Raw genomic sequence first — 22,847 nt, 5'->3', positions numbered from 1 at the left:
TGCCATGAACACGTTGCGTCTGCTCGCGACCATTGCGGTCGGTGCTGGCCTCGGCTTGGGTGGGCTCGTATCCATCCAGACCACGCCTCCGTCGTTTCGCGCCCCTCTTGCCGCCGCCGCGGCGGATCGGATGCCGCTGTACTATCGCGACCCAAGCGGTGCCCCCGCTTGGTCGGCGACCCCCAGGAAGGACGATCGCGGGCACGACTATCTGCCCGTCTATGACGACGATCAAGCGGGGCCGGAGCCGGCCAAGCCGAAGCAGCAGGCGGACTCCTCACGCAAGATTCTCTACTACCGCAATCCGATGGGCCTGCCGGACACGTCTCCCACTCCGAAGAAGGACCCGATGGGAATGGACTACGTTCCCGTCTACGACGGCGACGAGGCCGACGACGGCGTGGTGAAGCTGTCGCCCGGCAAGATCCAGCGCAGCGGCGTGAAGTCAACGCCGGTCGAGCGGCGCACGCTCCACGTCGCGGTGAAGGCGCCGGGCACCATCCAGCTCGACGAGCGGCGCATCTCCGTGATCGCGATGCGCACCGAAAGCTTCGTGCAGAAGGTCGCCGACGTGACGACCGGCACGCGCGTCAGAGCGGGCCAGCCGCTGATGGAGATCTATAGCTCGGCGATCGCGGCGGCCGCCGCCGAATATCTCTCCACCATCAATTCCAACATCGTCGGCGGCAATGCCGCCTATGGCCGCGGCTCGCGCCAGCGGCTGACCAATCTGGACGTGCCGGAGCCGGTCATCGCGGCCATGGAGAAGTCGCACGTCGCCCCCGTGACGGTGCAATGGTCGGCGCCGCGCGACGGCATCGTGCTCGAGCGCAATGCGATCGAAGGCATGCGGGCCAATCCGGGCGACGTACTGTTCCGCATCGCCGACATCTCGCTGGTCTGGGCCCTGGTCGACGTCGCCGAACGCGACCTCGGCAGCATCGCGGTGGGTCAGCCCGTGATGATCCGCGCGCGCAGCTTCCCGGGGCGGACCTTCGCTGGCGCGATCGCGGTGATCTATCCCCAGGTGAACAAGGACACGCGGACGGCGCGGGTGCGGATCGAGCTCGCGAATCCGGACCTCGCGCTGCTGCCTGACATGTATGTCGATGCCGAGATCGAGACCGCAGCCCCGGCGCCGGTGCTGGCTGTGCCGGCGGATGCCGTGCTCGACACCGGCAGTCGCCAGGCGGTCCTGATCGACAAGGGCGACGGCCGCTACGAGCCGCGCGCCGTCAAGCTCGGCCGCCACGGCGCCGGCTATGTCGAGGTGCGGGACGGTCTGTCGGAGGGCGAGGCGGTCGTCACGTCAGCCAACTTCCTGATTGATGCCGAGAGCAACCTCAAGGCCGCGTTGAAGAGCTTTGCCGAAGCGGCTGAGCAGCAGCCCGCCAACGCCGATCACGCCGGGATGGGAGCGCACAAATGATCGCCCGCATCATCGCCTGGTCCGCGCGCAATCTCCTGCTGGTCCTGTTCGGCACCGGCTTCGCCGCAGCCGCCGGCTTCTACGCGCTCATTCATCTGCCGCTCGACGCGATCCCCGATCTGTCGGATACACAGGTCATCGTCTACACCGAATATCCCGGTCAGGCACCGCAGGTGATCGAGGATCAGGTCACCTATCCGCTGACCACGGCCATGCTCACGGTGCCGAAGTCGAAGGTCGTGCGCGGCTTCTCGTTCTTCGGCGTCTCGTTCGTCTACGTCATCTTCGAGGACGGCACCGACATCTATTGGGCACGCTCGCGCGTGATGGAATTCCTGAACAGCGCAGCGTCGCGGCTGCCGGCGGGAATTGCACCCACGATCGGCCCCGACGCCACCGGCGTCGGCTGGGTCTATCAATACGCCGTCATGTCGAAGGAGCTGAACCTCGCCGACGCCCGCACGATCCAGGACTGGACCCTCAAATTCGCATTGGCCAAGGCCGAAGGTGTCGCCGAGGTCGCGAGCATCGGCGGCTTCGTCAAGCAGTACAACGTCGTTCTCGATCCGCAGCGGATGCGCGATCGCGGCGTCAGCACGCAGAAGATCCGCGATGCGATCCGTTCCAGCAATGCCGATGTCGGCGGCCGCACCGTCGAGCTCTCGGAGTTCGAATACGTCATCCGCGGCAAGGGCTACATCAAGAATATAAACGACCTCGGCAACATCGTGCTGAAGACGTCCGGCGGCACGCCGGTGCTGCTGCGCGACGTCGCAACCGTCGAGCTCGGTCCGGACGAGCGGCGCGGCATTGCCGAGCTCAACGGCGAGGGCGAAGTCGCCAGCGGCATCGTGCTGCAGCGCTTCGGCGTCAACGCGCTCGATGTCATCGAGAACGTCAAGAAGCGCTTGCACGAGATCGCGAGCAGTCTGCCAAAATCGGTCGAGATCGTTCCGGTCTACGACCGCTCGAACCTGATCTATGCCGCCATAGCCACGCTCAAGCACACCCTGCTCGAGGAGAGCATCGTCGTCGCCCTCGTCTGCGTCGTCTTCCTGCTGCACGTCCGCAGCGCCCTGGTCGCGATCCTGATGCTCCCGGTCGGCGTGCTCATGGCGTTCGGCGCGATGAGACTGCTTGGGCTCGGCTCGAACATCATGAGCCTGGGCGGCATCGCGATTGCGATCGGCGCCATGGTCGATGCCGCGATCGTCATGATCGAGAACGCCCACAAGCACCTCGAGCGGGCCAAGCCCGACCAATCGCGTGTTCAAATCCTGATCGACGCGGCCGCGGAGGTCGGCCCTGCCCTGTTCTTCAGCCTCCTGATCATCACCGTGTCGTTCATGCCGATCTTCACGCTGGAGTCGCAGGAAGGCCGGCTGTTCAGCCCGCTCGCCTTCACCAAGACGTTCGCGATGGCGGCGGCCGCGCTGCTGTCGGTCACGCTGGTGCCGGCGCTGATGGTGATCTTCGTGCGCGGCAGAATCATTCCCGAGCGCCGCAACGTCATCAACCGCTTGCTGATCTGGATCTACCGGCCCGTCATCAAGGGCGTGTTGCGGGCCAAGACGATCGTAATCCTTGCCGCGGTCGCGGTGCTCGCCATCTCCATCTGGCCGGCGCGCCAGCTCGGCACCGAGTTCATGCCCAGCTTGAACGAGGGCACGCTGCTCTATATGCCCACGACCCTGCCCGGCATCTCCGTGACCAAGGCCGCGGAGCTGATGCAGATGCAGGACCGCATCATCAAATCGTTCCCGGAGGTCGCTTCGGTCTACGGCAAGGCCGGGCGGGCGGCGACCGCAACCGATCCCGCGCCGATCGAGATGTTCGAGACAGTCGTCAACCTCACGCCGAGGGATCAATGGCGCCCTGGCGTCACGATCGACAGCCTGATCGCCGAGATGGACAAGGCGTTGCAATTCCCCGGCGTTTCCAACGCCTGGACGATGCCGATCAAGGCCCGCATCGACATGCTCTCGACCGGCATCCGCACGCCGATCGGCGTGAAGGTGATGGGCACTGATTTGACCGAGATCGATCGCCTGGCAAAGCAGATCGAACGGGTCATCAAGACCGTCCCCGGAACGTCCTCGGCCTATGCCGAGCGCGGCATCGGCGGCTACTACCTCGAGATCACACCCGACCGCGAGGCGCTCGCCCGTTACGGCCTGCTGGTCCAGGACGTCCAGGATACGATCGCGGCTGCGCTCGGCGGCCAGACGGTCACCACCACGGTGGAGGGCCGCCAACGCTTCACGGTCAACATGAGGTATCCGCGCGATCTCCGCGACAATCCGAAGGCCATCGCCGACGATGTCCTGGTGCCGATGCCGGCCGGCGGCGCCGTGCCGCTCGGCGAGGTCGCCAGGATCGAGCCGGTCCGGGGACCCACCTCGATCCGGACCGAGAACGGACAGCTTGCAACTTACATCTATGTCGACATCCGCGATCGCGACATCGGCAGCTACGTCGCCGACGCGCAGCGCGCCGTCACCGAGAACATCCAGTTTCCAGCCGGCACCTACGTGGTCTGGAGCGGCCAGTACGAATATCTGCAGCGGGCCGCTGCCCGCCTCAAGATCGTCGTCCCCGTGACGCTCTCCATCATCTTCCTGCTGCTCTATCTGAACTTCCGGGCCATGACGGAGACCCTGATCGTGATGCTGTCGCTGCCGTTCGCGCTGGTGGGCGGCATCTGGATGATGTGGTGGCTCGGCTTCAATCTATCGGTCGCCGTCGCGGTCGGCTTCATTGCACTCGCCGGCGTGGCCGCTGAGACCGGCGTCGTGATGCTGATCTATCTCGACCACGCGCTCGCCGAGATGAAAGCCAGGCGGGCCGCTGAGGGCGCGCCCTTGACCCGGCGCGATCTCCATGACGCGATCATGGAGGGCGCCGTCGAGCGCGTCCGGCCGAAGATGATGACCGTGGTCGCCATCATGGCAGGTCTGCTTCCGATCATGTGGAGCAATGGTACGGGCTCCGAGATCATGCAGCGCATCGCCGTCCCCATGATCGGCGGCATGATCTCATCGACTCTGCTCACTCTGATCGTGATCCCCGCCATATTCGGTCTGGTGAAAGGACGTGGCCTGTCATCCGGCAGCACAGCGGCGCGCGGCACCTCTGGCGATGGATCGGAACCGGTGGCAGAGGCGGCTTGAGCCGAAGCTTCGAGACGGAGGTTAGGTCATCGCCCTGCCGCCAGGCTCGCTTGGACACGTCGACGGGACTTGCGGGTCGCGCGCTCGCGGTGGCACGCGAGAACAGCCGTCTTCCAATATGCTGCCTTGGGGGAGCTGCGCGACCTGCGTTGCGCCGACAGCGCCATTGCCTCCCCTCGTCTGGCGCAGGACACGTGCTTGCCTGGTGATTACGCCCATTGCGGCACCCTCGGCATAGGTCTGCTGCCAGCTCATCGCGGCCGCGGAATTGGTCGTGCTCTCATTCGACGGACGATGGACGCCGCGCTTGCCGTCGGCCTCACGCGCATCAAGCTGACCGTGTGCGAGTAGAACATGAATGCGATCGCCTTTTACAAGGACGTCGGCTTCCGAGCCGAAGGGCTGCAACGCTACGCCGTCCGCATCGACGGCCGCTATGAGAACGTGATCTCGACGGCGTTCGTGGTAGCGTGAGTGTAGCATAGTGCGATGATTTCGCTGCTGTGGATGTCTCCGGAGAGCATTATCGCGGGGCTTATACAAGACGGCGGTCGGGGTCTCCATTGGGATACTGCGGATTCCGAGATGAGGCCGCAGCCGGAACCTGACATGGAATGTCCAGCAGGACGCAAAACGCAAAGTCCTGCAGTCATTTCAACGCGAAGACCCCTGTCCAGTCCTTGCGCTAAAAATATTCACATTTCGTTTTTCCGGAAACTATGATTGACTGCCGCCATCCCACCTCAACGAGAGGGGCGTTGCGCGCGATCGTCACGACACGCGAGGTGGGGAGGCGATGGCCGCGTTTTGCCGCAGCGTGCTTGCACGCGGACGAACGGCACGGCGCGGACGTGAAATCGCAGCGTCCTGACACCCCGATGCTGGTGTCCAGCGCAGTGCGCGCAAGCGCATTGTCGCCATGGTGGCCAACAAGCCCGGCGCACCAGGGAGACTGCGTATAAGCGTTAAGACCGTCGCGCAGGGAATGCCGGATGTTCGGCTGATCCTGTGGTAACTGCCGCCTGCTTTTCTTGTTGCAGGCGGGCCATGGGTGAGGCCCTCACCCGGCATTCCCTGCGCCCTCTTCATTCAGAGGGGCGAACTGATGGATCCCTCGGACGCTGGCGCGTCGCGAGAAGGCGACGTCATGTGTGGATCGCTCGCGCGACACATTCGGTGTCGTCCCGGCCTTGAGCCGGGACCCATACTCACAGGCCGTGGTTTGAGGCACAGCCGGAGATGCAGAGGACGACAACAGCACCGCCGGCGGCTATGGGTCCCGGCCCGAAGGCCGGGACGACAGCGGAATGTGGTGTTGGACCTCGGACCACCGCTACGCTGCGGCGGAAGACGAAACCGCCCTCACCCGTTCCGGTACGTGTAGCTGTAGCCGTTGATCGCCGGGGCACCACCGAGATGCGCATAGAGCACCTTCGAGCCTTCCGGGAAGTAGCCCTTCTTGACCAGGTCGATCATGCCCTGCATCGACTTGCCCTCATAGACCGGGTCGGTGATCATCGCCTCGGTGCGGGCGGCGAGGCGGATGGCCTCGTTGGTCTCGGCGCTCGGCACGCCATAGGCCGGATAGGCGTAGTCATTCAGGATCACGATCTCGTCGTCGCGGACCTTGCGGCCGAGCTCGACGAGCTCGGCGGTGTTGTCGACGATCTGGCGCACCTGGGTGCGGGTCTGCTCCGGCGTGCCGGAGGCGTCGATGCCGATGACGCGGTCGGCGCGGCCGTCGGCGGCGAAGCCGACGATCATGCCGGCCTGGGTCGAGCCGGTCACGACGCAGACGATGATGTAGTCGAACTTGATGCCCATCTCGGCTTCCTGCGCCCTCACCTCCTCGGCGAAGCCGACATAGCCAAGGCCGCCGAACTTGTGCACGGAGGCGCCGGCCGGAATGCCGTAGGGCTTGCCGCCGGCATCCTTCACCGACTGGATCGCATCCTCCCAGCTCTTGCGGATGCCGATGTCGAATCCATCCGGCACGATTCGGCTGTCGGCGCCCATCAGGCGCGTCATCAGGATGTTGCCGACGCGGTCATAGACGGCGTCCTCGTGCGGCACCCAGCTCTCCTGCACCACGACGCACTTCATGCCGATCTTGGCGGCAGTCGCCGCGACCATGCGGGTGTGGTTGGACTGCACGCCGCCGATCGAGACCAGCGTGTCGGCATTCGACTCGATCGCGTCGGGCATGATGTATTCGAGCTTGCGCAGCTTGTTGCCGCCCATCGCGAGGCCGGAATTGCAGTCGTCGCGCTTGGCGTAGATCTGCACCTTGCCGCCGAGTGCCGCGGTCAGCCGCGGCAGATGCTCGATGGGCGTGGCGCCGAAGGTGAGCGGATACTTCTTGAACTTGTCGAGCCGAAGCACGGGATCTCTCCGTGGGTGGATGAAAGGGTCGCCTCACCATACGAAAATCCCTCAGAAAGGTGCTCTCTTTATCGCCCAATGTTTTCGTGCTTACCTCCGCATCGTCGCGATTTGACGATAGATACATCCGCAAATGACGCAGAAATCGAAAGAAGCTTCCACCCCTGATCTGAACCGTGTCGACCGGCGCATTCTGCAATTGCTGCAGAAGGACGGCCGGATGACCAATGCCGAGCTCGCCGCCGCCGTCCACGTCAGCCCCGCCACCTGCCATCGCCGCACGCAGCGGCTATTCGACGACGGCTACATCACCGGTGTGCGCGCCCAGATCGCGCCCGAGAAGGTCGAGCGCAGCGCGCTGGTCCTGGTCGGGGTCGTGCTCGACCGTTCAACGCCGGAGAGCTTTCGCACCTTCGAGGCCGCGATCCGAAAGCTGAAATTCGTGCTCGACTGTCATCTCGTGGCCGGCGATTTCGACTTCTTCCTGAAGATCCGCGTCCGCGACATGCACGACTTCAATCGGATGCATGGCGACCAACTGATCTCGCTGCCCGGCGTGCGCCAGACGCGCACGTTCTTCGTGATGAAGGAGGTCGTCGACAATGCGCCGCTCGATTTCTGAGCAGGTGGCGCATTGAACCGGGGACGCCGCATCAGCGACTTAACTGCGCGTGAGCTCGCTCACATCAGCAACCGACATCGCGGAGACACGGATGAAGAGGCTGTTGGCTGTTGTGGCTTTGGTTCTGGCCAGCAGTGCCGCCGAGGCGCAGTACGTCATCGAATACGGCGGCAAGACGATCCGCATCGATCCCGACCGCGGCACCGTGCAGATCCCCGGGGTCTACGACAATACCGAGCAGAAGAAGACCAAGCGCACCAAGCGCGATCCGGATCCGGCGGCCAGGCCGCAGCCCGGCGCGGACAAGCCGGCCCAGGCGCCAGCCGAGGCGGCCGTTACGCCGGCCCCGCAGCCGCAGGTTCCGGCCGCCGCGGCCCCAGCCCCTGTTCCTCCCGCACCAGCTCCGACGGCAGCCGTACCGGCGACCCCGCCGGTTGCGCCTGCTCCCGCCCAATCAGCCGCGCCACCAGCGCCGCTGCCGCCTACGGCAGCCCCGGCCGCCAACGCCGCGGCACCGGTTGCGCCGCCAGCCGCTGCGACGGCCGTTGTGGCACCTGCTGCGGCTCCGGCTCCTGCCGCCGCGCCGCCGCCACCGCGCCCAGCCCAGACGCCTGCCGTGACCACCGCAGCCGCGCCGCCCGCTGCGGCGCAGACCGCCGGTCGCGATCCCAACTCGCCGGTCGGCATCTGGTTGACCGAGGAGAAGGAGGGCCAGATCCGCATCGAGCCCTGCGGCACCAATCTCTGCGGCTACGCCGTGGACGCAAAGACCAACCAGAACGGCGAGCAGATCCTGATCAACATGCGTCCGAGCGACAAGACGCAGGAGAAGAAGTGGACCGGCCGCATCTTCGATCCGAACAGCGGCAGCACCTACGACTCGACCATCGCGCTGAAGGGAATGGACAGTCTGCGCGTGCAGGGCTGCGCCTTCGGCGGCATGTTCTGCGGCGGCCAGACCTGGACGCGGGTGAACTGAGCGCCGCGCCTGCGGTCGACGCTCTTTCAAATGAAAAGCGCGCGGCCCTGCGACCGCGCGCTCGAACTGATCTCGGGGGCTGCTCAGCTTCAGCCGACCTGGGTGGCGTATTCCTCGTCGGTGACGTGCTCCATCCACGTCACGTGCTCGCCATTGAGCGATTCATGCATCGCGACGTGGACCATGCCGGTGGTCGGCGCTGCGCCATGCCAATGCTTCTCGCCCGGCGGAATCCAGACGACGTCGCCGGCCTTGATCTCGCGCACCGGCCCGCCCTTGGCCTGCACGCGGCCGACGCCCTGGATGACATAGAGCGTCTGCCCGAGGGGATGGGTGTGCCAGGCCGTGCGAGCACCCGGCTCGAACGCGACACGCGCCGAGGCGACGCGAGCCGGAGCCTGTGGCGTGATGATCGGATCCTGCCAGACCGTGCCCGTAAAGCTTTCCGCCGCCGCGCGGCGGGTGGGGCGAGAGCCCGCGAGATAGACTTCGACCATTGTTCTACCTTTCCTGAATCTGTGCCGTCGATTGATCGGGGCCGTGAACTACTTCTTCGACGCGGAGTAACGCGCCTTGGTCTCTGCGTTCATCGGATAGAGACCCGGCAGCACCGCGCCCTTGTTCACCTCGTCGACGATCCAGGCCTCCATGCGTTCCTGCTCGGGGCCCTCGGCGAGCACGTGATCGAGCATCGCCTGCGGGATCAGCACCGCACCGTCCTGGTCGGCCACGACGACGTCGTTCGGGAACACGGCCACACCGCCGCAGCCGATCGCCTCGCCCCAACCGACGAAGGTCAGGCCGGCGACCGAGGGCGGAGCAGCGTAGCCGTCGCACCATACCGGAAGCCCGGTGCCGAGCACGCCTTCGAGGTCACGCACCACGCCGTCGGTGATCAGCGCGGTGACGCCGCGCTTGACCATGCGGGCGCAGAGGATGTCGCCGAAGATGCCGGCGTCCTTGACGCCCATCGCATCGACCACGGCGATGCAGCCTTCGGGCATGGCCTCGATCGCGGTGCGGGTCGAGATCGGCGACGACCACGATTCCGGCGTCGCCAAATCCTCGCGCGCCGGCACGAAGCGGAGCGTGAAGGCGGGACCGACCAGCCGCTTCTGTCCCGGGCGCAGCGGCTTGGCGCCGCGCAGCCAGACATTGCGCAACCCCTTCTTCAGCAAGACCGTCGTGATGGTCGCGGTTGTGACTTGAGACAGGGTGGCGATGGCTTCGGGAGTGAGGGACATCTTGAGACTGGCGCTCCAAACAGCTGGCGGAAAAAGCAGGCGCATCTTGCGAGCGACGAAGGCGGCGTCAAGGGCATGCTCGGTGCGTCCAGCGCATGCGGGGCTTGCGCCCATCCGATAAAGTCTTCTTATCGCCGAGCATCCGATTAATTTATTGAATTTTCGAGACTTTTTGCCTTTGACCCAATTCCACTTGCGATCGAAACGAGCTAGATCAGGGACCATCAACGCGGATCACTTCGGACTCATGGCCGATCCTTTTCCACCTCCCCGCCTGCTGCCCAGCGGCGACAGCGCCGTCACCGTCGAGTTCAGCCGGACCATCGACGAGATCGCCAACCGCCGCGTCCTGGCGCTCGACCATGCAGTGGCAGCGGCCGGGATCGAGGGCATCACGGAGACGGTGCCGACCTATCGTTCGCTGCTCGTGCATTATGATGCTGACGTCATCGACCACGACACGCTGGGGGCAAGGCTCTTCGCGCTGTCGGCCGGGTCGCTCGCGCCGGACAGCGAGGTCAGGCGCTGGCGGGTTCCAGTCTGCTATGGCGGAGAGAATGGCATCGACCTCGAGGATGTCGCCAAGGCGTTGAGCCTCACGCCGGACGAAGTCGTCGCACGCCATATCGCCAGCACTTATCGCGTCGCAATGATCGGCTTCACACCGGGCTGGTCCTATTTGTCCGGTCTCGATCCCACGCTGCAGATGTCGCGCCGCCAGAATCCGCGGCTCTGGACACCGGCCGGCATCATCGCCATCGGCGGCATCCAGACCGGCATCCAATGCCTTGCCGGCCCGTGCGGCTGGCACCTGCTTGGCCGCACCGCGATGCGGACGTTTCAACTGCATCGCGAGCCGACCTTTCTGCTCGAGCCCGGCGACGAGGTCAGCTTCTATGCCGTTGACGTCAAGACCTTCGCGGAGCAGGAGCGCGCCGCCGAGGGCGGCGAGCTCATCGCCGAGCGGGTCGCCGCATGAGCACGCTCGTCGTCTCACAGATCGGCCCGGCAAGCTCGGTCCAGGATGGCGGGCGTTTCGGCGCGCAGCGCTACGGGCTGACACCGTCCGGTGCAATGGACAAGCTGGCGCTGGCCGCAGCTAACAGCCTCGTCGGCAATGAGCCGATGGCGGCTGCGATCGAGATCGGCCCGTTCGGCGCGACCTTCACGGCGAAGGGCGGCGCGGTGCGCGTGGCGCTCGCGGGCGCGCAACGACCGGCGGATGTTGCCAAGCGGCAGGTCGAGATCAACACGTCGGTGACGCTGAACGACGGAGAGGAACTCACGCTCGGCTTTGCTCGCGGCGGCTCCTTCACCTATCTCGCCGTCGAAGGCGGCATCGCCGGCGAACCGATGTTCAACAGTCTCTCGGTGAATGCACGCGCTGGACTTGGCAGTCCCTACCCGCGGCCGCTCCAGGCCGGCGACGTGTTCGAGGTCGCACCCGCCGGCGACGCGCCGGAACTGCGGATCGATCTGCCGAAAATTAGCGGCGCGATTCGAGTCGTCATGGGGCCGCAGGACGACGAGTTCAGCGACGAGATGAAAGCGCTGTTCCTCGGCAGCGACTGGATGGTCTCGGCGACCAGCGACCGCATGGGCTATCGGCTCGAGGGGCCGCAGATCCACCACCTGCACGGTCACAACATCGTCTCGGACGGCACCGTGGACGGCAGCATCCAGGTGCCCGGCAATGGTTCGCCGATCGTGCTGATGTCGGACCGCGGCACCAGCGGCGGCTATCCGAAGATCGCGACCGTCATCACAGCCGATTTCGGCCGCCTGGCGCAGACGCCCGCCGGCACGCCGTTCCGCTTCAAGGCGGTGAGCATGGCCGAGGCGCAGGCCGAGCTGCGCCGCTATAAGGGCCTGTTGCGCAGCCTGCCCGGCCGCGTCACCGCGATCGCGAGCAGCGACTTCAACGTCGATGCGCTGCTCACGGCCAATGTGGCCGGTCATGCCGTCAGCGCAACCGACGCCACCACCTGGCCCGAAGTGACTCTCGATTAACCTGATCGCATCTCACGTTGCTTCGGACCCATCAACGAGCGGACCCTGACATGACCAGCACCGTCGATCTGAACTGCGACCTCGGAGAAGGCTTCGGCCCGTGGGAAATGGGCAATGACGTCGCGATGATCGAGCTGGCGACATCGGTCAACGTCGCCTGCGGCTTTCATGCCGGTGACGCCGACATCATGCGGCGGACGGTCGAGATGGCGAAGGCCAAAGGCGTCAGCGTCGGCGCGCATCCCGGCTATCGCGATCTGCATGGTTTCGGTCGGCGTCCGATGCCGGGGCTGAAATCATCGGAGATCGAGAACCTCGTAGCCTATCAGATCGGCGCCCTGCAGGCGATCGCCACCGCGGCCGGTCACAAGGTCACGCATGTGAAGGCACACGGCGCGCTGTCCAATGTCGCCTGCGAGGACGAGATGACGGCGAACGCCATCGCCAAGGCGATCAAGGCCGTCGATCCCACCCTGATCTTCGTCGTGCTCGCCAACTCCAAGCTGGTGACAGCTGGCGAGAAGGCCAATCTGAGGATGGCTCACGAGGTGTTTGCCGACCGCGCCTATGGCGACGATGGACTGCTGGTGTCGCGCAGCAAGCCCGGCGCGGTGCTGCACGATCCCAAGGTCATCGCCGATCGCGTCGTGCGCATGGTTCTGGACGGCGCGGTGATTTCGGTGACTGGCAAGGTGATGAAGATGCGGACCGACACCGTCTGCATCCATGGCGACACCGCCGGCGCCGTCGAGATCGCACGCGAGGTCCGCAAGGCACTCGACGCGGCCGCCATCACGGTCGCGCCGTTCAAGAGGTGATGAGAATCAGAACGGATGCGTGAAAGACGTGCCCAGGGTGATCGCGGCAATCAGCGCCATCGCGCTGTAGAAGGCAACCAGCGCGACCGCGGTGCCGCGCTCGCGAATGGCGCGGGCCTGGGGCATGTGTCGCAGGGGCGTCGATATCGTCCGCATGGCCGGTCTCCTGAAGTTCCGGCCATGAGAAAAGCGTTCCCGCGGCCGGGTGCAAGGCAACCGGCGAAATAACGACAAGCCCCCTGTTTCGGGTCCGCTTGGAACCAAAAAATTCTCGATCGGTGTTCCGACCGAGAAATATTCTCCATCGGGTTCCGGCTCAGTAGACGTCGAGCTGGAACCGGCCCTTCTTCTTGAGGTCCGCAACGAAGCTGACGGCCTCATCCGTGGACCGGGCACCAAACTGGGCGACGATGTCGACCAGGGCGCGCTCGACGTCCTTGGCCATGCGCTTGGCGTCGCCGCAGATGTAGAGGTGGGCGCCGTCGGCGAGCCAGGTCCACACCTCACGGCCGACCTCGCGCATGCGGTCCTGGACGTAGAACTTCTTGTCGCCGTCGCGCGACCACGCCAGCGACAGCCGCGTCAAGAGGCCCGCGGTCTTCATGGCGTTGAGCTCGTCGGCGTAGAAGAAGTCGCAGTCGCTGCGCTGATGGCCGAAGAACAGCCAGTTCTTGCCCGGCGCGCCGGTCGCCCTGCGATCGAGCAGGAAGGCACGGAACGGAGCAACGCCGGTGCCGGGGCCGACCATGATGATCGGCGTCTTGGGATCGGCCGGCAGCGCGAAGCCATGCGCCTTCTGCACATAGACGCGCAGCTTGTCGCCGGGATTAATCCGCTCGGCCAGGAACGTCGAGGCGAGGCCCAGCCGCTTGCGCTTCCCGATGACGTAGCGGACGCAGTCGACCGTCAGCGACAACTTGCCGGGCGTGGCATTGTGCGACGACGAGATCGAGTAGAGCCGCGGCTGCAGCGGCTCCAGCGCCTCGACGAAGGCTTCGGGATGCGGCCGGACACCGGAGAACTTCTGCAGCACCGCCATCACATCGAGCGTCGCCGCATCGCCATCGGGATCCTCACCCTGCGCCAGTTGCCGCGCCTTCTCGCGGGTCGCGCCGCCGGTGATGAAGGAGATCAGCTCGAACAGCGAATCCGGTGCCGGCGCCAGCGAGACATCCTCCAAGAGGCACTGCCGCAGCGGCTTTCCCTTCACCTCGGTCATGTGCGAGGCGCCGAGCAGCGCGATGATCTGGTCGACCAGGCCGAGATCATTCTTGGCGAAGATGCCGAAGGAATCGCCGACGACGTAGTCGAGCCCGCTCTCTCCCAGATCAAACTCGATGTGCCAGGTCTCTTTCTCCGAGCCCGGCTTGTTGAGCAGGCGCCGCGACAGGAACGTCGCCTCGACCGGATTGTCGCGCGAGCGGCCGGGCTCGCTGACGACGACGGAGACGGTGGCCGGCGCAGCAGCAGCGGGCTTGGCGGCCGCCGGAGCCGTGTCGATCTCCTCGTAAAGAGCCTTCAGCATCCGCGCGGTTTCTTTGCCACCGGGGACGCACAGATTCAGCCGCGCCTCGCTGCGACCGGCGATCGCATCCGAATAGTCGTTGCAATTGTAGCCACATTGGCCGCAGTCCTGCTGCGCCATGGCCGCCATCATGCGCCGGCGCAGCGGGCGACCCTCGGCCAGCTTCATACGTTCGGCGATCGGCATGGTCTGATCGTGCCATGGCGCCTCGCCGTCATCACCGTCGCCTGCGGGCGCGAGCACAGCGCCGTTCTGCGCCGGCGACAATGCTGTCGAGCCGTCTAGACCGAGCGCTCCGGCCAGGAAGCCGTTGAGCCACGAGCGCTGCGCCTCGGAAAATGGCGCCGTCGGAGGAATGATATCGATGTTGGGCATGGGCGTGATCTGGTTCATGCTGACACCTGCGACGAGGTCTGGGCTTCGGCGAGATTGCGCAGCGCTTCGCCGTCGTGACGGCGTGCGAACGACAGGAAGGTCTCTTCGGGCGAGGCGCGATGGGCGAGATAGGCCTTGAGCAGCTTCTCGACGGTTACAGGCGCATCCGCCGCCTTGAGGTCGCGATAGACCTCGCGGCCGATATCGGCCTGGGGGCCGAAACCTCCCCCGGCGAACAGATGATAGCCTTCGACCGTGTCGTCGCCGTCACCAACCGGCACCTTTGCCGCGATCAAGCCGATGTCGCTGATGTAGTGCTGGGCGCAGGAGTGATGACAACCGGTGAGATGAATGTTCAGCGGCGTGTCGACGTCCACCCTGCTCTCGCACCAGTCGCCGATCTCGGCCGCATGTTTCTTGGTGTTGGATGCTGCGAACTTGCAGCCGGCGTTGCCTGTGCAGGCGATCAGTCCGGCGCGGATGTGCGAGGCCTTGACCGACAGTCCGATCTGCTCGACCGCGGCGCAGGCCAGCGCGACCTTGTCGTCGCGGACGCCGGATAACAGCAGGTTCTGCCACACCGTGAGCCGGATCTCGCCGTCGCCGAGATCCGCAGCGATCTTGGCGAGCGCGCGCATCTGATCCGTGGTCAGCTTGCCCAGCGGCAGCACGACGCCGATCCAGTTCAACCCTTGCTGCTTCTGCTGGTGCACGCCGACATGGGCCATGCGGTCGGAGTCGGGCCGCGGCTCGAGCGCCTCGTCCGGCACGCGCGCAAGCTTGCGGCCGAGCCTCGTCTCGACGGCTTCCATGAACTTGTCGTGCCCCATGTTGTCGAGCACATATTTGAGCCGCGCTTTGAGACGATTGGTGCGGTCGCCGGTCTCGATAAAGAGCCGCACGATGGCGTCAGCCACCTCGGTCGCCCGCTCCGGCTCGACGATGATTCCGGTCGGCTTGGCAAAATCCTTGTGTCCCGTAATGCCGCCGAGGCCGAGTCTGAACCACACGCCGGGCGCAACCCCAAAACCGTCCTTCACCTCGACCGCCGAGAACGCAATGTCGTTGGTGTCCTCGAGCGCCGCGATCTGCCCGGCACCATCGAAAGCGACGTTGAACTTGCGTGGCAGGCCGTACAGCGAGCGGTCGTTGAGGATGTGGAAATGCCATTCGCGCGCATAGGGCCGCGTATCCAGCAATTCCTGCGGATCGATGCCGGCGGTCGGCGTTCCCGTTACGTTGCGGATGTTGTCGGCGCCGGAGCCGCGAGCGGTCAGACCGAGATCCGAGAGTCCCTCCAGCAGCATGACCGCGTGCCTGGGTGGGATTTCGCGCAGTTGCAGGTTTGCCCGCGTGGTGACGTGGCTGTAGGGACCGCAAAGCTCGTCGGCGAGATCGGCGAGGCCGGTCAACTGCCAATGCTTCAGGATGCCGTTGGGGATGCGCAGACGGCACATGTAGGAGTCCTGCGCCGGAGCGACGTGAAACAGGCCGTAGTAGCGCCAACGGAAATTGTCGGCCGTGGATGGCGCGGCATCGTTGCGCGCCTGCTCCTTCAGCCGTTCGTAGGCATCGAACGGATGTCCTTCGCGCTTGACCTTTTCCTGGTCGGCGAGCTTCCGTCCCGACGCGATCACCTTGTCCTGCGCCTTGATGTGGATGGCGTCCGGACCGGTCGGCTCGCTTGCTGTCGGCGCGCCACCCTGGCCGCGTCCTGCGAGCGTGACCTTGAGGCCCGCGGCCAACCCTTCGAGATAGCGCTTCTGCTCGTCGTTGAAGTCGACTGACAACGATTCGATTTTCATGATGGCGGACGAAGCTCCAGCGGCCAGGGCGATTGGCGTTCGGGAATGGGATGAGGATCGCATCGTCCGACCGGCCGGTATGGCCTGATTCAGGTGAGCGATCCGACCAGCTTCGTTGCTGCGGAAATCCGACATGGATTGCAGTCAGCGGCGTCTGCGGCGGCCGACTGCACCGCAACATTCAAGTTGCGTGCCAGCGGGACAAATCAAGGAAAAGCGCGAAGAATCAGGTCGCTGCCCGAATCGATGAAGGCGCGTTGTCAGGCTCAGGCCCCGAAATACGGGCACGCCGCCCAAAAATTGGTCGGCGGCGCCCGGTGCCCAGACCCTGATCGGAGCGGTGGATCAGGCCGTCCAGCGGCCGATCTTGAATGCCTTGAGATGGCCGATCACGTCGTCCACCGCAAAAGGCGGACCAGCGAACGCGCCGATGGCGGCATCCGTGCCGACCGCGGCCGTGCCCATCGCCGCGTCGTAGATATCCGGCCGGAACACGCCCATGGCGGTGCCCAGGGCTTCATTGCTGAGGGGAGTCTGGCCCCACCGCACCATCTGGGCATACAGCCATGCCGCCTGGATCTTCTCGGGCCGTCCCGCTTCTTCCCGGCCCACCAGCAGATAGCGCGAGCTTTCGCGGAAGGTGCCATCCGGCGAGATCTTGAGGCGGCCGTCCAGCGTACGCTGGAGCACCTCCGCATCGACGCCGATCCGCTCCGGCTGGGCCAGGATACGCGCGGCTTCTGCGTGGTTCTGCTCGATGAAGTCGGCGGCCTTGGCGCAGGCGCGGACCAGGCCGGCGAGGGCGCCGGGATTTTTGTCAGCCCAGCTCTGCCTGACCGCCAGCACCTTTTCGGCCGCGCGCACCAGCACGTCAGACACGAAGTGGAGAATATGGCCGATGCCGAGATCGACCGCGATCGAGTTCCACGGTGCTCCGACGCAGAACGCGTCGACGTGACCGTTGGCGATGCTCTCCACCATGTAGGGCGGCGGCAGCACCACGAGGCGGACGTCCTCATCGGGGTCGACGCCGCCTGCGGCCATCCAGAACCGCAACTGATAGTTGTGGGTCGAGAACGGAAACGTCATGCCGAAAGTCAGCGGCTCGGCGCCGGCCTTGCGCCGTTCAGCGACGACGCGCGCCAGGGCCAGCGCCGTCGCCATCGGGTCGAAACGATCACCCTCGAGGTGGGCCATGATTGCCGCATGCAGCGCCGGCGTCACGGTGATCGCGTTGCCGTTCACGCCGAGATTGAACGGCGCGACGATCGGAACCTTGACGTGGCCGATACCAAGACTGGACGCAATGGCCACCGGTGCCAGCAGATGCGCGGCATCGAACAGGCCAATGTTGAGCTTGTCGCGGACGTTCGACCAGGAAACCTCGCGGACGAGGGTGACGTCGAGCCCCTCCGCGGCCGTGAAGCCCTTATCGACGGCGACGATCAGCGCCGTGGCATCGACCAGCGGAATGAAGCCAATGCGAAGCGGGCCGGTCATTTCAACATCTCCGAGGCGGTCAGGATCGATTGTGCGATCTCGCCGATCTTCTTCTTTTCGCGCATGGCTGTGGAGCGCAACAGCACGTAGGCTTCCTCTTCGGTGAAGCCCTTCATCTTCATCAGAATGCCCTTGGCGCGGTCGATCACCTTGCGGTCCTCGAGCGCGGACTTGGCGCGCTCCAGCTCGTCCTGAAGCTTGGAGAACGCATTGAAGCGGGAGATGCAGAGGTCGAGGATCGGCTTGATCCGCTCCTTCTTCAGGCCATCAACGATGTAGGCGGAGACGCCCGCCTCCACCGAGGCCTGGATCGAGGCGGCGTCGCTCTGGTCCACGAACATCGCGATCGGCCGGCGGACGGCGCGGCTGACCTGGAACATCTGCTCCAGCACGTCGCGGCTCGGGTTCTCCAGGTCGATGACGATGACGTCCGGATCCAGGGCATAGATGCGCGCCAGAAGACCCTGCATCTCGCTGACATGCACGACGCCGGTAAAGCCCGCTTCCCGCAAGCCCTCCTCCAGGATGGCCGCGCGGATCGGGCTTTCGTCGACGATCACGATTTTAGGCGATTGCTCGGCGCTCATCGATCACCAGGTTGTCCGGGCCCTCACCCATAGCATGGACGTGGCCGCCTCAAAGCCTTGTCTTTCTGGACAATTCGGACTAGCTGACGCCTATCTCATCAGGCAGTTCCAAGATGCAGCAGGGTTCGGCGCCCAAGATCAGCTTTGTTTCGCTCGGATGTCCCAAGGCCTTGGTCGATTCCGAGCGCATCATCACGCGTCTCCGCGCCGAGGGCTACGAGCTTGCCCGGAAGCATGACGGCGCCGACGTCGTCATCGTCAACACCTGCGGGTTCCTGGACAGTGCCAAGCAGGAATCGCTGTCGGCGATCGGCTCGGCCATGGCCGAGAACGGCAAGGTCATCGTCACCGGCTGCATGGGCGCCGAGCCGGAGCAGATCGAGCAGGCCTATCCTGGCGTACTGTCGATCACCGGCCCGCAGCAGTATGAGAGTGTGCTGGACGCCGTACACCGCGCGTCGCCGCCTGCGCACAACCCTCATCTCGATCTGGTTCCTCCGCAGGGCATCAAGCTTACGCCCCGGCACTACGCCTATCTGAAGATCTCCGAAGGTTGCAACAACCGCTGCACCTTCTGCATCATCCCGAAGCTGCGTGGCGATCTGGTGTCGCGCCCCGCAGCCGACGTGCTGCGCGAGGCCGAGCGGCTGGTCGCAGCCGGGGTCAAGGAGCTGCTGGTCATTTCGCAGGACACCTCGGCCTATGGGCTGGACCTGAAATATGCCGAAAGCGCCTGGAAGGACCGCAGCGTCCGGGCTCGCTTCCTCGATTTGGCCCGCGAACTCGGCGAGCTCGGCGCCTGGGTGCGAATGCACTACGTCTACCCCTACCCGCATGTCGACGAGGTGATCGGCCTCATGGCCGACGGTAAAATATTGCCTTATCTCGACATCCCGTTCCAACATGCCAGCCCGAACGTCCTGAAGGCGATGCGCCGCCCGGCGGCGCAGGACAAGACGCTGGACCGGATCAAGGCCTGGCGGGCAGCCTGCCCCGACCTTGCGCTGCGTTCGACCTTCATCGTCGGATTCCCCGGCGAGACGGACGCGGATTTCGCCTATCTGCTGGACTGGCTGGATGAGGCCGAGATCGATCGGCTCGGATGCTTCAAATACGAGCCGGTGGCCGGCGCGACCTCCAACGCCCTACCCGACCAGGTCCCGGACGCGGTCAAGCAGGAGCGCTGGGACGCCCTGATGGCTCGCCAGCAGAAGATCTCGGCGCGCCGGCTCAAGCGCAAGGTTGGCGCGCGTCAGCAGGTGATCATCGACGAGGTCGGGCCAAGCGTCGCCAAGGGCCGCACCAAGGCTGATGCCCCCGACATCGATGGCGCCGTTTATCTGTCCAGCCGGCGGCCGCTGCGTGTCGGCGAGATCGTCACGGTCAAGATCGAGCGTGCCGACGAATACGACCTGCACGGGACGGTCGCGGGTTTCTAGCGCGGCTCTGTCGCGTCTCGGGCCACCGTCGGGAACTCGCGGGAATTGCAGAATGGGCGTGTCAACGCGCCCTGGACCTGCGGACCGCCCCTCAGTGCGAGGAGCCCGTGGTGCGAACCGACCAGAGCTTCAGCAGGCGAAGCGCCTCGTCCTGCTTCAGTTCGAGATATTTGTTCTTGAGCTTGGTCAGCTCGTCGGGAGGCGTTGCACCTGAGACGAACCGGCTGTCGAGGATGGCCGCAACCGTGACCCAGCTCAGTCCAGCGGCCTTGCACGGCACGAGAATGCCGTCGCTGCGCAGGCTCTGCATCAGCGGCCGCACCAGCTCGATGCTGCATTTCGCGAGCTCCGCGATGGCCGCGATCGTCTCGCCGTAGCGCCGCTGACGGGCAAATTCCAGCAGCGCGGCCTCGGTCAGCTTTCCGCCCTGCTTCAGCTGGCCAACCGCCACCTTGGAGCTGCCACCATCGCGGTTTCGCGACATGTCGCGCTCGGCGTCGACCGTGGCCGCTGAAATGGCGCTGCGGATTTCTTCGTAGAGATGCGGCGGCGCCGACGCGAGCAGCCGCGCCCTCACCGCCTCCGTCGCGCGCTGCAACAGGGTCCTGCGCAAGGCTGCCGGCAGATCGGCGCGGATGCCGGCCGCGACCGTGAGCTCCGCATCTCCAGCCGCCTGTGCCACGATGGCGGCGAATCCGGCGGGAGACACCCGCGCCCCGGGATTCCTCATCAGTTGGCGGCTCACGCTCGGATAGCGTCGCGCGAGCAGCGCATCGGTAACGATCTCCTGCAGCCACCAGCGCCCGGCGATCGCAATCAGGTGCTTCTCGCCGCGCGTCTGCGCGATCTCGACGAGATCCTCGCTGCTCAGCCGCGGCGATTCCGAAAGCACCGGCCCCGCGACGGCGATGTCGTCATGATAGGCCAGCCGCCGGATCACGCCGGCCGGCGCCTGCGGGATCGGGGCAAGCTGGGCGCTGAGTTCGGCGAGTGCGATCCGGGCACCGACGTCGGCCAGCGCGCGCAGCTCGATGGTGTTGACGAGACGCTCGAAGACGTCGGCAAACAGCGCGTGCTGCTCGATATCCAGGCTGCCGGCCGAGGCGACGAACAGGGCGGCCACCCGCTCGGCCACGCCGGAGCAGCGGTCGGCTGAGCCGGTGGCTATGGCCGCCTGCACTTCTTCGGCGATCGTGAGATGGGGGTTCGACATCGCTCGTCCTGAGCGCTTGCATTTTCAAGCTGCCCGGCAAAGTAAACGCAGCCGCTAAATGTTTGGTAAAGTTGTCACTAAAGCGCGAGACCCGAGATTGGATCGTGCGGCCTTCGCACCGGCCGGCGCTTCCCTCGCCGCTTCCCGGAGCAGCGGCCCGTATTGCAGCCTGCAGGCCGGCATCTTGACACCGGTTGCGATTTGCCTGTATGGCCGCCGCATGATCTTCAACCGGACCAACCGCCGCGCCGCCGTTTGCCGTCGTCACCGCCGTGACGATGCCGGGGCGCGCCATGTCCGAAGACGTTGCTGATCAGCTAGCTCATCAGCTCCAGGTTTTCGAGAAGGCCGCTCCCGCAAAGGAGCGGCCTTCTCGCTTTTTGGCCCACCGTTTCCCCCTGAGCACAGGAGATTGCACATGCTGACCGCCTCCCATCCCTACGACGCTCTAATGGAGATCACGGCGCGTCCGCGCACCGTTTTCGTTCAGGGCAAGGGCTCCTGGCTATGGGACGACGACGGCAAGCGCTATCTGGACTTCATCCAGGGCTGGGCCGTGAACGCGCTCGGGCATGCGCCGCCGGAGCTTGCCAGCGCGCTCACCAACCAGGCGGCGCGCCTGATCACGCCGAGCCCAGCTTATTTCAACGATACCAGCCTGCAACTCGCCAAAGCACTGGTCGACCGCTCGTGCTTCGACCAGGTGTTCTTCACAAATTCGGGCGCCGAAGCCAATGAAGGCGCCATCAAGCTCGCGCGCAAATACGGCGCCCTGCGCAAGAACGGCGCGTATGAGATCATCACCTTCGAGGGCGGCTTCCACGGCCGGACGCTGGCGACGATGTCGGCTTCTGGCAAGAAGGCGTTCGAGCCGCTGTTCGAGCCGAAGGTACCGGGCTTTCCCAAGGCGCGCCTGAACGACATCGACTCGGTCGAGGCGCTGATCTCCGACCAGACGGTCGCGATAATGCTGGAGCCGATCCAGGGTGAGGCCGGCGTATGGCCCGCGACGGACAAGTTCCTGCAGCATTTGCGGGCGCTGACCGCCGAGCACGGGCTGCTGCTGATCGTTGACGAGATCCAGACCGGAATGGGCCGCACCGGAAAGCTGTTCGGCTATGAGCATGCCGACGTCCTCCCGGACATCATGACCTTGGGCAAGGGCATCGGCGGTGGCGTCCCGCTCGCCGCCCTGCTGGCGACCGATGCGGCGTCTTGTTTCGAGCATGGCGATCAGGGCGGCACCTTCAACGGCAATCCGCTCATGTGCGCGGCGGGACTTGCTGTGCTCGACGTCATCGAGAAGCCGGAGTTTCTCAAGGCTGTCGCGGACAACGGGATCTATCTCGAGAGTGAGCTGCAGCGCATCTCGGCAAGGCACGGCCTGGGCGAAGTGCGCGGCCGTGGTCTATTGCTCGCGCTCGACGTGATCAGACCGATCGCGCCGGCGATCGTCGCGCATGCCTTCGAGCTCGGCCTGCTGCTGAACGCGCCGCGTCCGGATGCGTTGCGCTTCATGCCGGCGCTCAACGTGACCCGGGACGAAATCGCGGCGATGATCGACACGCTGGATGGCATCCTGACCAAGGTCGGCGCTGCCCGGTGCGTGGCGTAGCAGCTCAGGTCGCTAGGACCGGCGCGGCATTCATCAGTCGAGCCGACCTTGCGGGATGCGCGTCCGGAGGGGCGCGCGATCGCCGAGAACATGATTGTCGGAGGAGCGGAAGCATGCCGGCGCGAAGACGAGGA

The 22,847-nt window shown here is 65.4% G+C and carries 19 protein-coding genes; 10 read left to right on the top strand and 9 right to left on the bottom strand.

Annotated features, from left to right (window positions below; genetic code table 11):
- The first annotated feature begins 4 nt into the window (after window positions 1–4).
- The 3 genes from QX070_RS15755 to QX070_RS15745 all read left to right on the top strand — a co-directional run bounded on the left by QX070_RS15755 (window position 5) and on the right by QX070_RS15745 (window position 4,950).
- A complete protein-coding gene (locus tag QX070_RS15755; RefSeq protein WP_315737937.1) occupies window positions 5–1,429 on the top strand; it encodes an efflux RND transporter periplasmic adaptor subunit in 1,425 nt (474 codons plus the stop codon).
- The gene (locus QX070_RS15750; protein WP_315737936.1) at window positions 1,426–4,599 is read left to right on the top strand and encodes an efflux RND transporter permease subunit; all 3,174 of its coding nucleotides are present in this window, start codon (window positions 1,426–1,428) and stop codon (window positions 4,597–4,599) included. The genes QX070_RS15755 and QX070_RS15750 overlap by 4 nt, the downstream gene beginning before the upstream one ends.
- Before the next feature lie 69 nt (window positions 4,600–4,668).
- A complete protein-coding gene (locus QX070_RS15745; protein ID WP_315737935.1) occupies window positions 4,669–4,950 on the top strand; it encodes a GNAT family N-acetyltransferase in 282 nt (93 codons plus the stop codon).
- Window positions 4,951–5,961: 1,011 nt separating this feature from the next.
- Here QX070_RS15745 and QX070_RS15740 read toward each other — a convergent pair.
- A complete protein-coding gene (locus QX070_RS15740; RefSeq protein ID WP_315737934.1) occupies window positions 5,962–6,981 on the bottom strand; it encodes a 1-aminocyclopropane-1-carboxylate deaminase in 1,020 nt (339 codons plus the stop codon).
- A gap of 133 nt (window positions 6,982–7,114) precedes the next feature.
- Between QX070_RS15740 and QX070_RS15735 the strand changes: the two genes are divergently transcribed.
- Together QX070_RS15735 and QX070_RS15730 are read left to right on the top strand one after the other, a co-directional pair.
- The gene (locus QX070_RS15735) at window positions 7,115–7,603 is read left to right on the top strand and encodes an Lrp/AsnC family transcriptional regulator (RefSeq protein WP_315737933.1); all 489 of its coding nucleotides are present in this window, start codon (window positions 7,115–7,117) and stop codon (window positions 7,601–7,603) included.
- A gap of 91 nt (window positions 7,604–7,694) precedes the next feature.
- On the top strand, window positions 7,695–8,582 hold the full coding sequence (locus tag QX070_RS15730; RefSeq protein WP_315737932.1) for a DUF2147 domain-containing protein: 888 nt from the start codon (window positions 7,695–7,697) through the stop codon (window positions 8,580–8,582).
- 89 nt (window positions 8,583–8,671) lie between these two features.
- Here QX070_RS15730 and QX070_RS15725 read toward each other — a convergent pair whose 3' ends face one another.
- Together QX070_RS15725 and QX070_RS15720 are read right to left on the bottom strand one after the other, a co-directional pair.
- Window positions 8,672–9,079, bottom strand: a complete 408-nt coding sequence (locus QX070_RS15725; RefSeq protein ID WP_315737931.1) for a cupin domain-containing protein — start codon at window positions 9,077–9,079, stop codon at window positions 8,672–8,674.
- Window positions 9,080–9,127: 48 nt separating this feature from the next.
- A complete protein-coding gene (locus QX070_RS15720) occupies window positions 9,128–9,826 on the bottom strand; it encodes a ribonuclease activity regulator RraA (protein ID WP_315737930.1) in 699 nt (232 codons plus the stop codon).
- Between the two features lie 247 nt (window positions 9,827–10,073).
- Between QX070_RS15720 and pxpB the strand changes: the two genes are divergently transcribed.
- Genes pxpB through QX070_RS15705 form a run of 3 tightly spaced genes read left to right on the top strand, consistent with a single transcriptional unit; the run spans window position 10,074 to window position 12,654 of the window.
- On the top strand, window positions 10,074–10,805 hold the full coding sequence (pxpB, locus tag QX070_RS15715) for a 5-oxoprolinase subunit PxpB (RefSeq protein ID WP_315737929.1): 732 nt from the start codon (window positions 10,074–10,076) through the stop codon (window positions 10,803–10,805).
- A complete protein-coding gene (locus tag QX070_RS15710) occupies window positions 10,802–11,836 on the top strand; it encodes a biotin-dependent carboxyltransferase family protein (protein WP_315737928.1) in 1,035 nt (344 codons plus the stop codon). The genes pxpB and QX070_RS15710 overlap by 4 nt, the downstream gene beginning before the upstream one ends.
- Window positions 11,837–11,886: 50 nt before the next feature.
- Entirely contained in the window at window positions 11,887–12,654 is a 768-nt protein-coding gene (locus QX070_RS15705) for a 5-oxoprolinase subunit PxpA (protein WP_315737927.1), read from the top strand.
- A gap of 6 nt (window positions 12,655–12,660) precedes the next feature.
- On the opposite strand, the gene QX070_RS15700 is transcribed toward QX070_RS15705, so the two are convergent.
- The 5 genes from QX070_RS15700 to QX070_RS15680 all read right to left on the bottom strand — a co-directional run bounded on the left by QX070_RS15700 (window position 12,661) and on the right by QX070_RS15680 (window position 18,446).
- Entirely contained in the window at window positions 12,661–12,810 is a 150-nt protein-coding gene (locus QX070_RS15700) for a hypothetical protein (RefSeq protein ID WP_315737926.1), read from the bottom strand.
- Between the two features lie 160 nt (window positions 12,811–12,970).
- Entirely contained in the window at window positions 12,971–14,572 is a 1,602-nt protein-coding gene (locus tag QX070_RS15695) for a sulfite reductase subunit alpha (RefSeq protein WP_315737925.1), read from the bottom strand.
- On the bottom strand, window positions 14,569–16,359 hold the full coding sequence (locus QX070_RS15690; protein WP_315737924.1) for a NirA family protein: 1,791 nt from the start codon (window positions 16,357–16,359) through the stop codon (window positions 14,569–14,571). Before QX070_RS15690 ends, QX070_RS15695 begins: the two co-directional genes overlap by 4 nt.
- A 345-nt stretch (window positions 16,360–16,704) precedes the next feature.
- Complete coding sequence (locus QX070_RS15685) at window positions 16,705–17,859, bottom strand: CmpA/NrtA family ABC transporter substrate-binding protein (protein WP_315737923.1); 1,155 nt, start codon at window positions 17,857–17,859, stop codon at window positions 16,705–16,707.
- On the bottom strand, window positions 17,856–18,446 hold the full coding sequence (locus tag QX070_RS15680; RefSeq protein WP_012044202.1) for an ANTAR domain-containing response regulator: 591 nt from the start codon (window positions 18,444–18,446) through the stop codon (window positions 17,856–17,858). Before QX070_RS15680 ends, QX070_RS15685 begins: the two co-directional genes overlap by 4 nt.
- A 113-nt stretch (window positions 18,447–18,559) precedes the next feature.
- Here QX070_RS15680 and rimO point away from each other — a divergent pair, with 113 nt between their 5' ends.
- Window positions 18,560–19,885 (top strand): 30S ribosomal protein S12 methylthiotransferase RimO, encoded by a 1,326-nt coding sequence (rimO, locus tag QX070_RS15675; protein ID WP_315737922.1) that lies wholly within the window; start codon window positions 18,560–18,562, stop codon window positions 19,883–19,885.
- A 91-nt stretch (window positions 19,886–19,976) separates the two neighbouring features.
- Here the strand turns inward: rimO and QX070_RS15670 are convergent, their stop codons facing one another.
- Window positions 19,977–21,098, bottom strand: a complete 1,122-nt coding sequence (locus tag QX070_RS15670; protein ID WP_315737921.1) for a DUF2336 domain-containing protein — start codon at window positions 21,096–21,098, stop codon at window positions 19,977–19,979.
- 418 nt (window positions 21,099–21,516) lie between these two features.
- Between QX070_RS15670 and QX070_RS15665 the strand changes: the two genes are divergently transcribed.
- Window positions 21,517–22,713 (top strand): acetylornithine transaminase, encoded by a 1,197-nt coding sequence (locus QX070_RS15665; RefSeq protein WP_315737920.1) that lies wholly within the window; start codon window positions 21,517–21,519, stop codon window positions 22,711–22,713.
- Window positions 22,714–22,847: the final 134 nt, after the last annotated feature.

It is taken from the genome of Bradyrhizobium sp. SZCCHNR1093 (assembly GCF_032381175.1).
Taxonomy (GTDB): Bacteria; Pseudomonadota; Alphaproteobacteria; order Rhizobiales; family Xanthobacteraceae; genus Bradyrhizobium.
This window is presented reverse-complemented; position numbering and strand designations above follow the sequence as displayed.

Coding starts and splice junctions, on each gene's coding strand:
- QX070_RS15755 (WP_315737937.1), top strand. CDS start 5: ATGAACACGTTGCGTCTGCTCGCGACCATTGCGGTCGGTGCTGGCCTC.
- QX070_RS15750 (WP_315737936.1), top strand. CDS start 1,426: ATGATCGCCCGCATCATCGCCTGGTCCGCGCGCAATCTCCTGCTGGTC.
- QX070_RS15735 (WP_315737933.1), top strand. CDS start 7,115: ATGACGCAGAAATCGAAAGAAGCTTCCACCCCTGATCTGAACCGTGTC.
- QX070_RS15730 (WP_315737932.1), top strand. CDS start 7,695: ATGAAGAGGCTGTTGGCTGTTGTGGCTTTGGTTCTGGCCAGCAGTGCC.
- QX070_RS15725 (WP_315737931.1), bottom strand. CDS start 9,079: ATGGTCGAAGTCTATCTCGCGGGCTCTCGCCCCACCCGCCGCGCGGCG.
- QX070_RS15720 (WP_315737930.1), bottom strand. CDS start 9,826: ATGTCCCTCACTCCCGAAGCCATCGCCACCCTGTCTCAAGTCACAACC.
- pxpB (WP_315737929.1), top strand. CDS start 10,074: ATGGCCGATCCTTTTCCACCTCCCCGCCTGCTGCCCAGCGGCGACAGC.
- QX070_RS15710 (WP_315737928.1), top strand. CDS start 10,802: ATGAGCACGCTCGTCGTCTCACAGATCGGCCCGGCAAGCTCGGTCCAG.
- QX070_RS15705 (WP_315737927.1), top strand. CDS start 11,887: ATGACCAGCACCGTCGATCTGAACTGCGACCTCGGAGAAGGCTTCGGC.
- QX070_RS15700 (WP_315737926.1), bottom strand. CDS start 12,810: ATGCGGACGATATCGACGCCCCTGCGACACATGCCCCAGGCCCGCGCC.
- QX070_RS15695 (WP_315737925.1), bottom strand. CDS start 14,572: ATGAACCAGATCACGCCCATGCCCAACATCGATATCATTCCTCCGACG.
- QX070_RS15690 (WP_315737924.1), bottom strand. CDS start 16,359: ATGAAAATCGAATCGTTGTCAGTCGACTTCAACGACGAGCAGAAGCGC.
- QX070_RS15685 (WP_315737923.1), bottom strand. CDS start 17,859: ATGACCGGCCCGCTTCGCATTGGCTTCATTCCGCTGGTCGATGCCACG.
- QX070_RS15680 (WP_012044202.1), bottom strand. CDS start 18,446: ATGAGCGCCGAGCAATCGCCTAAAATCGTGATCGTCGACGAAAGCCCG.
- rimO (WP_315737922.1), top strand. CDS start 18,560: ATGCAGCAGGGTTCGGCGCCCAAGATCAGCTTTGTTTCGCTCGGATGT.
- QX070_RS15670 (WP_315737921.1), bottom strand. CDS start 21,098: ATGTCGAACCCCCATCTCACGATCGCCGAAGAAGTGCAGGCGGCCATA.
- QX070_RS15665 (WP_315737920.1), top strand. CDS start 21,517: ATGCTGACCGCCTCCCATCCCTACGACGCTCTAATGGAGATCACGGCG.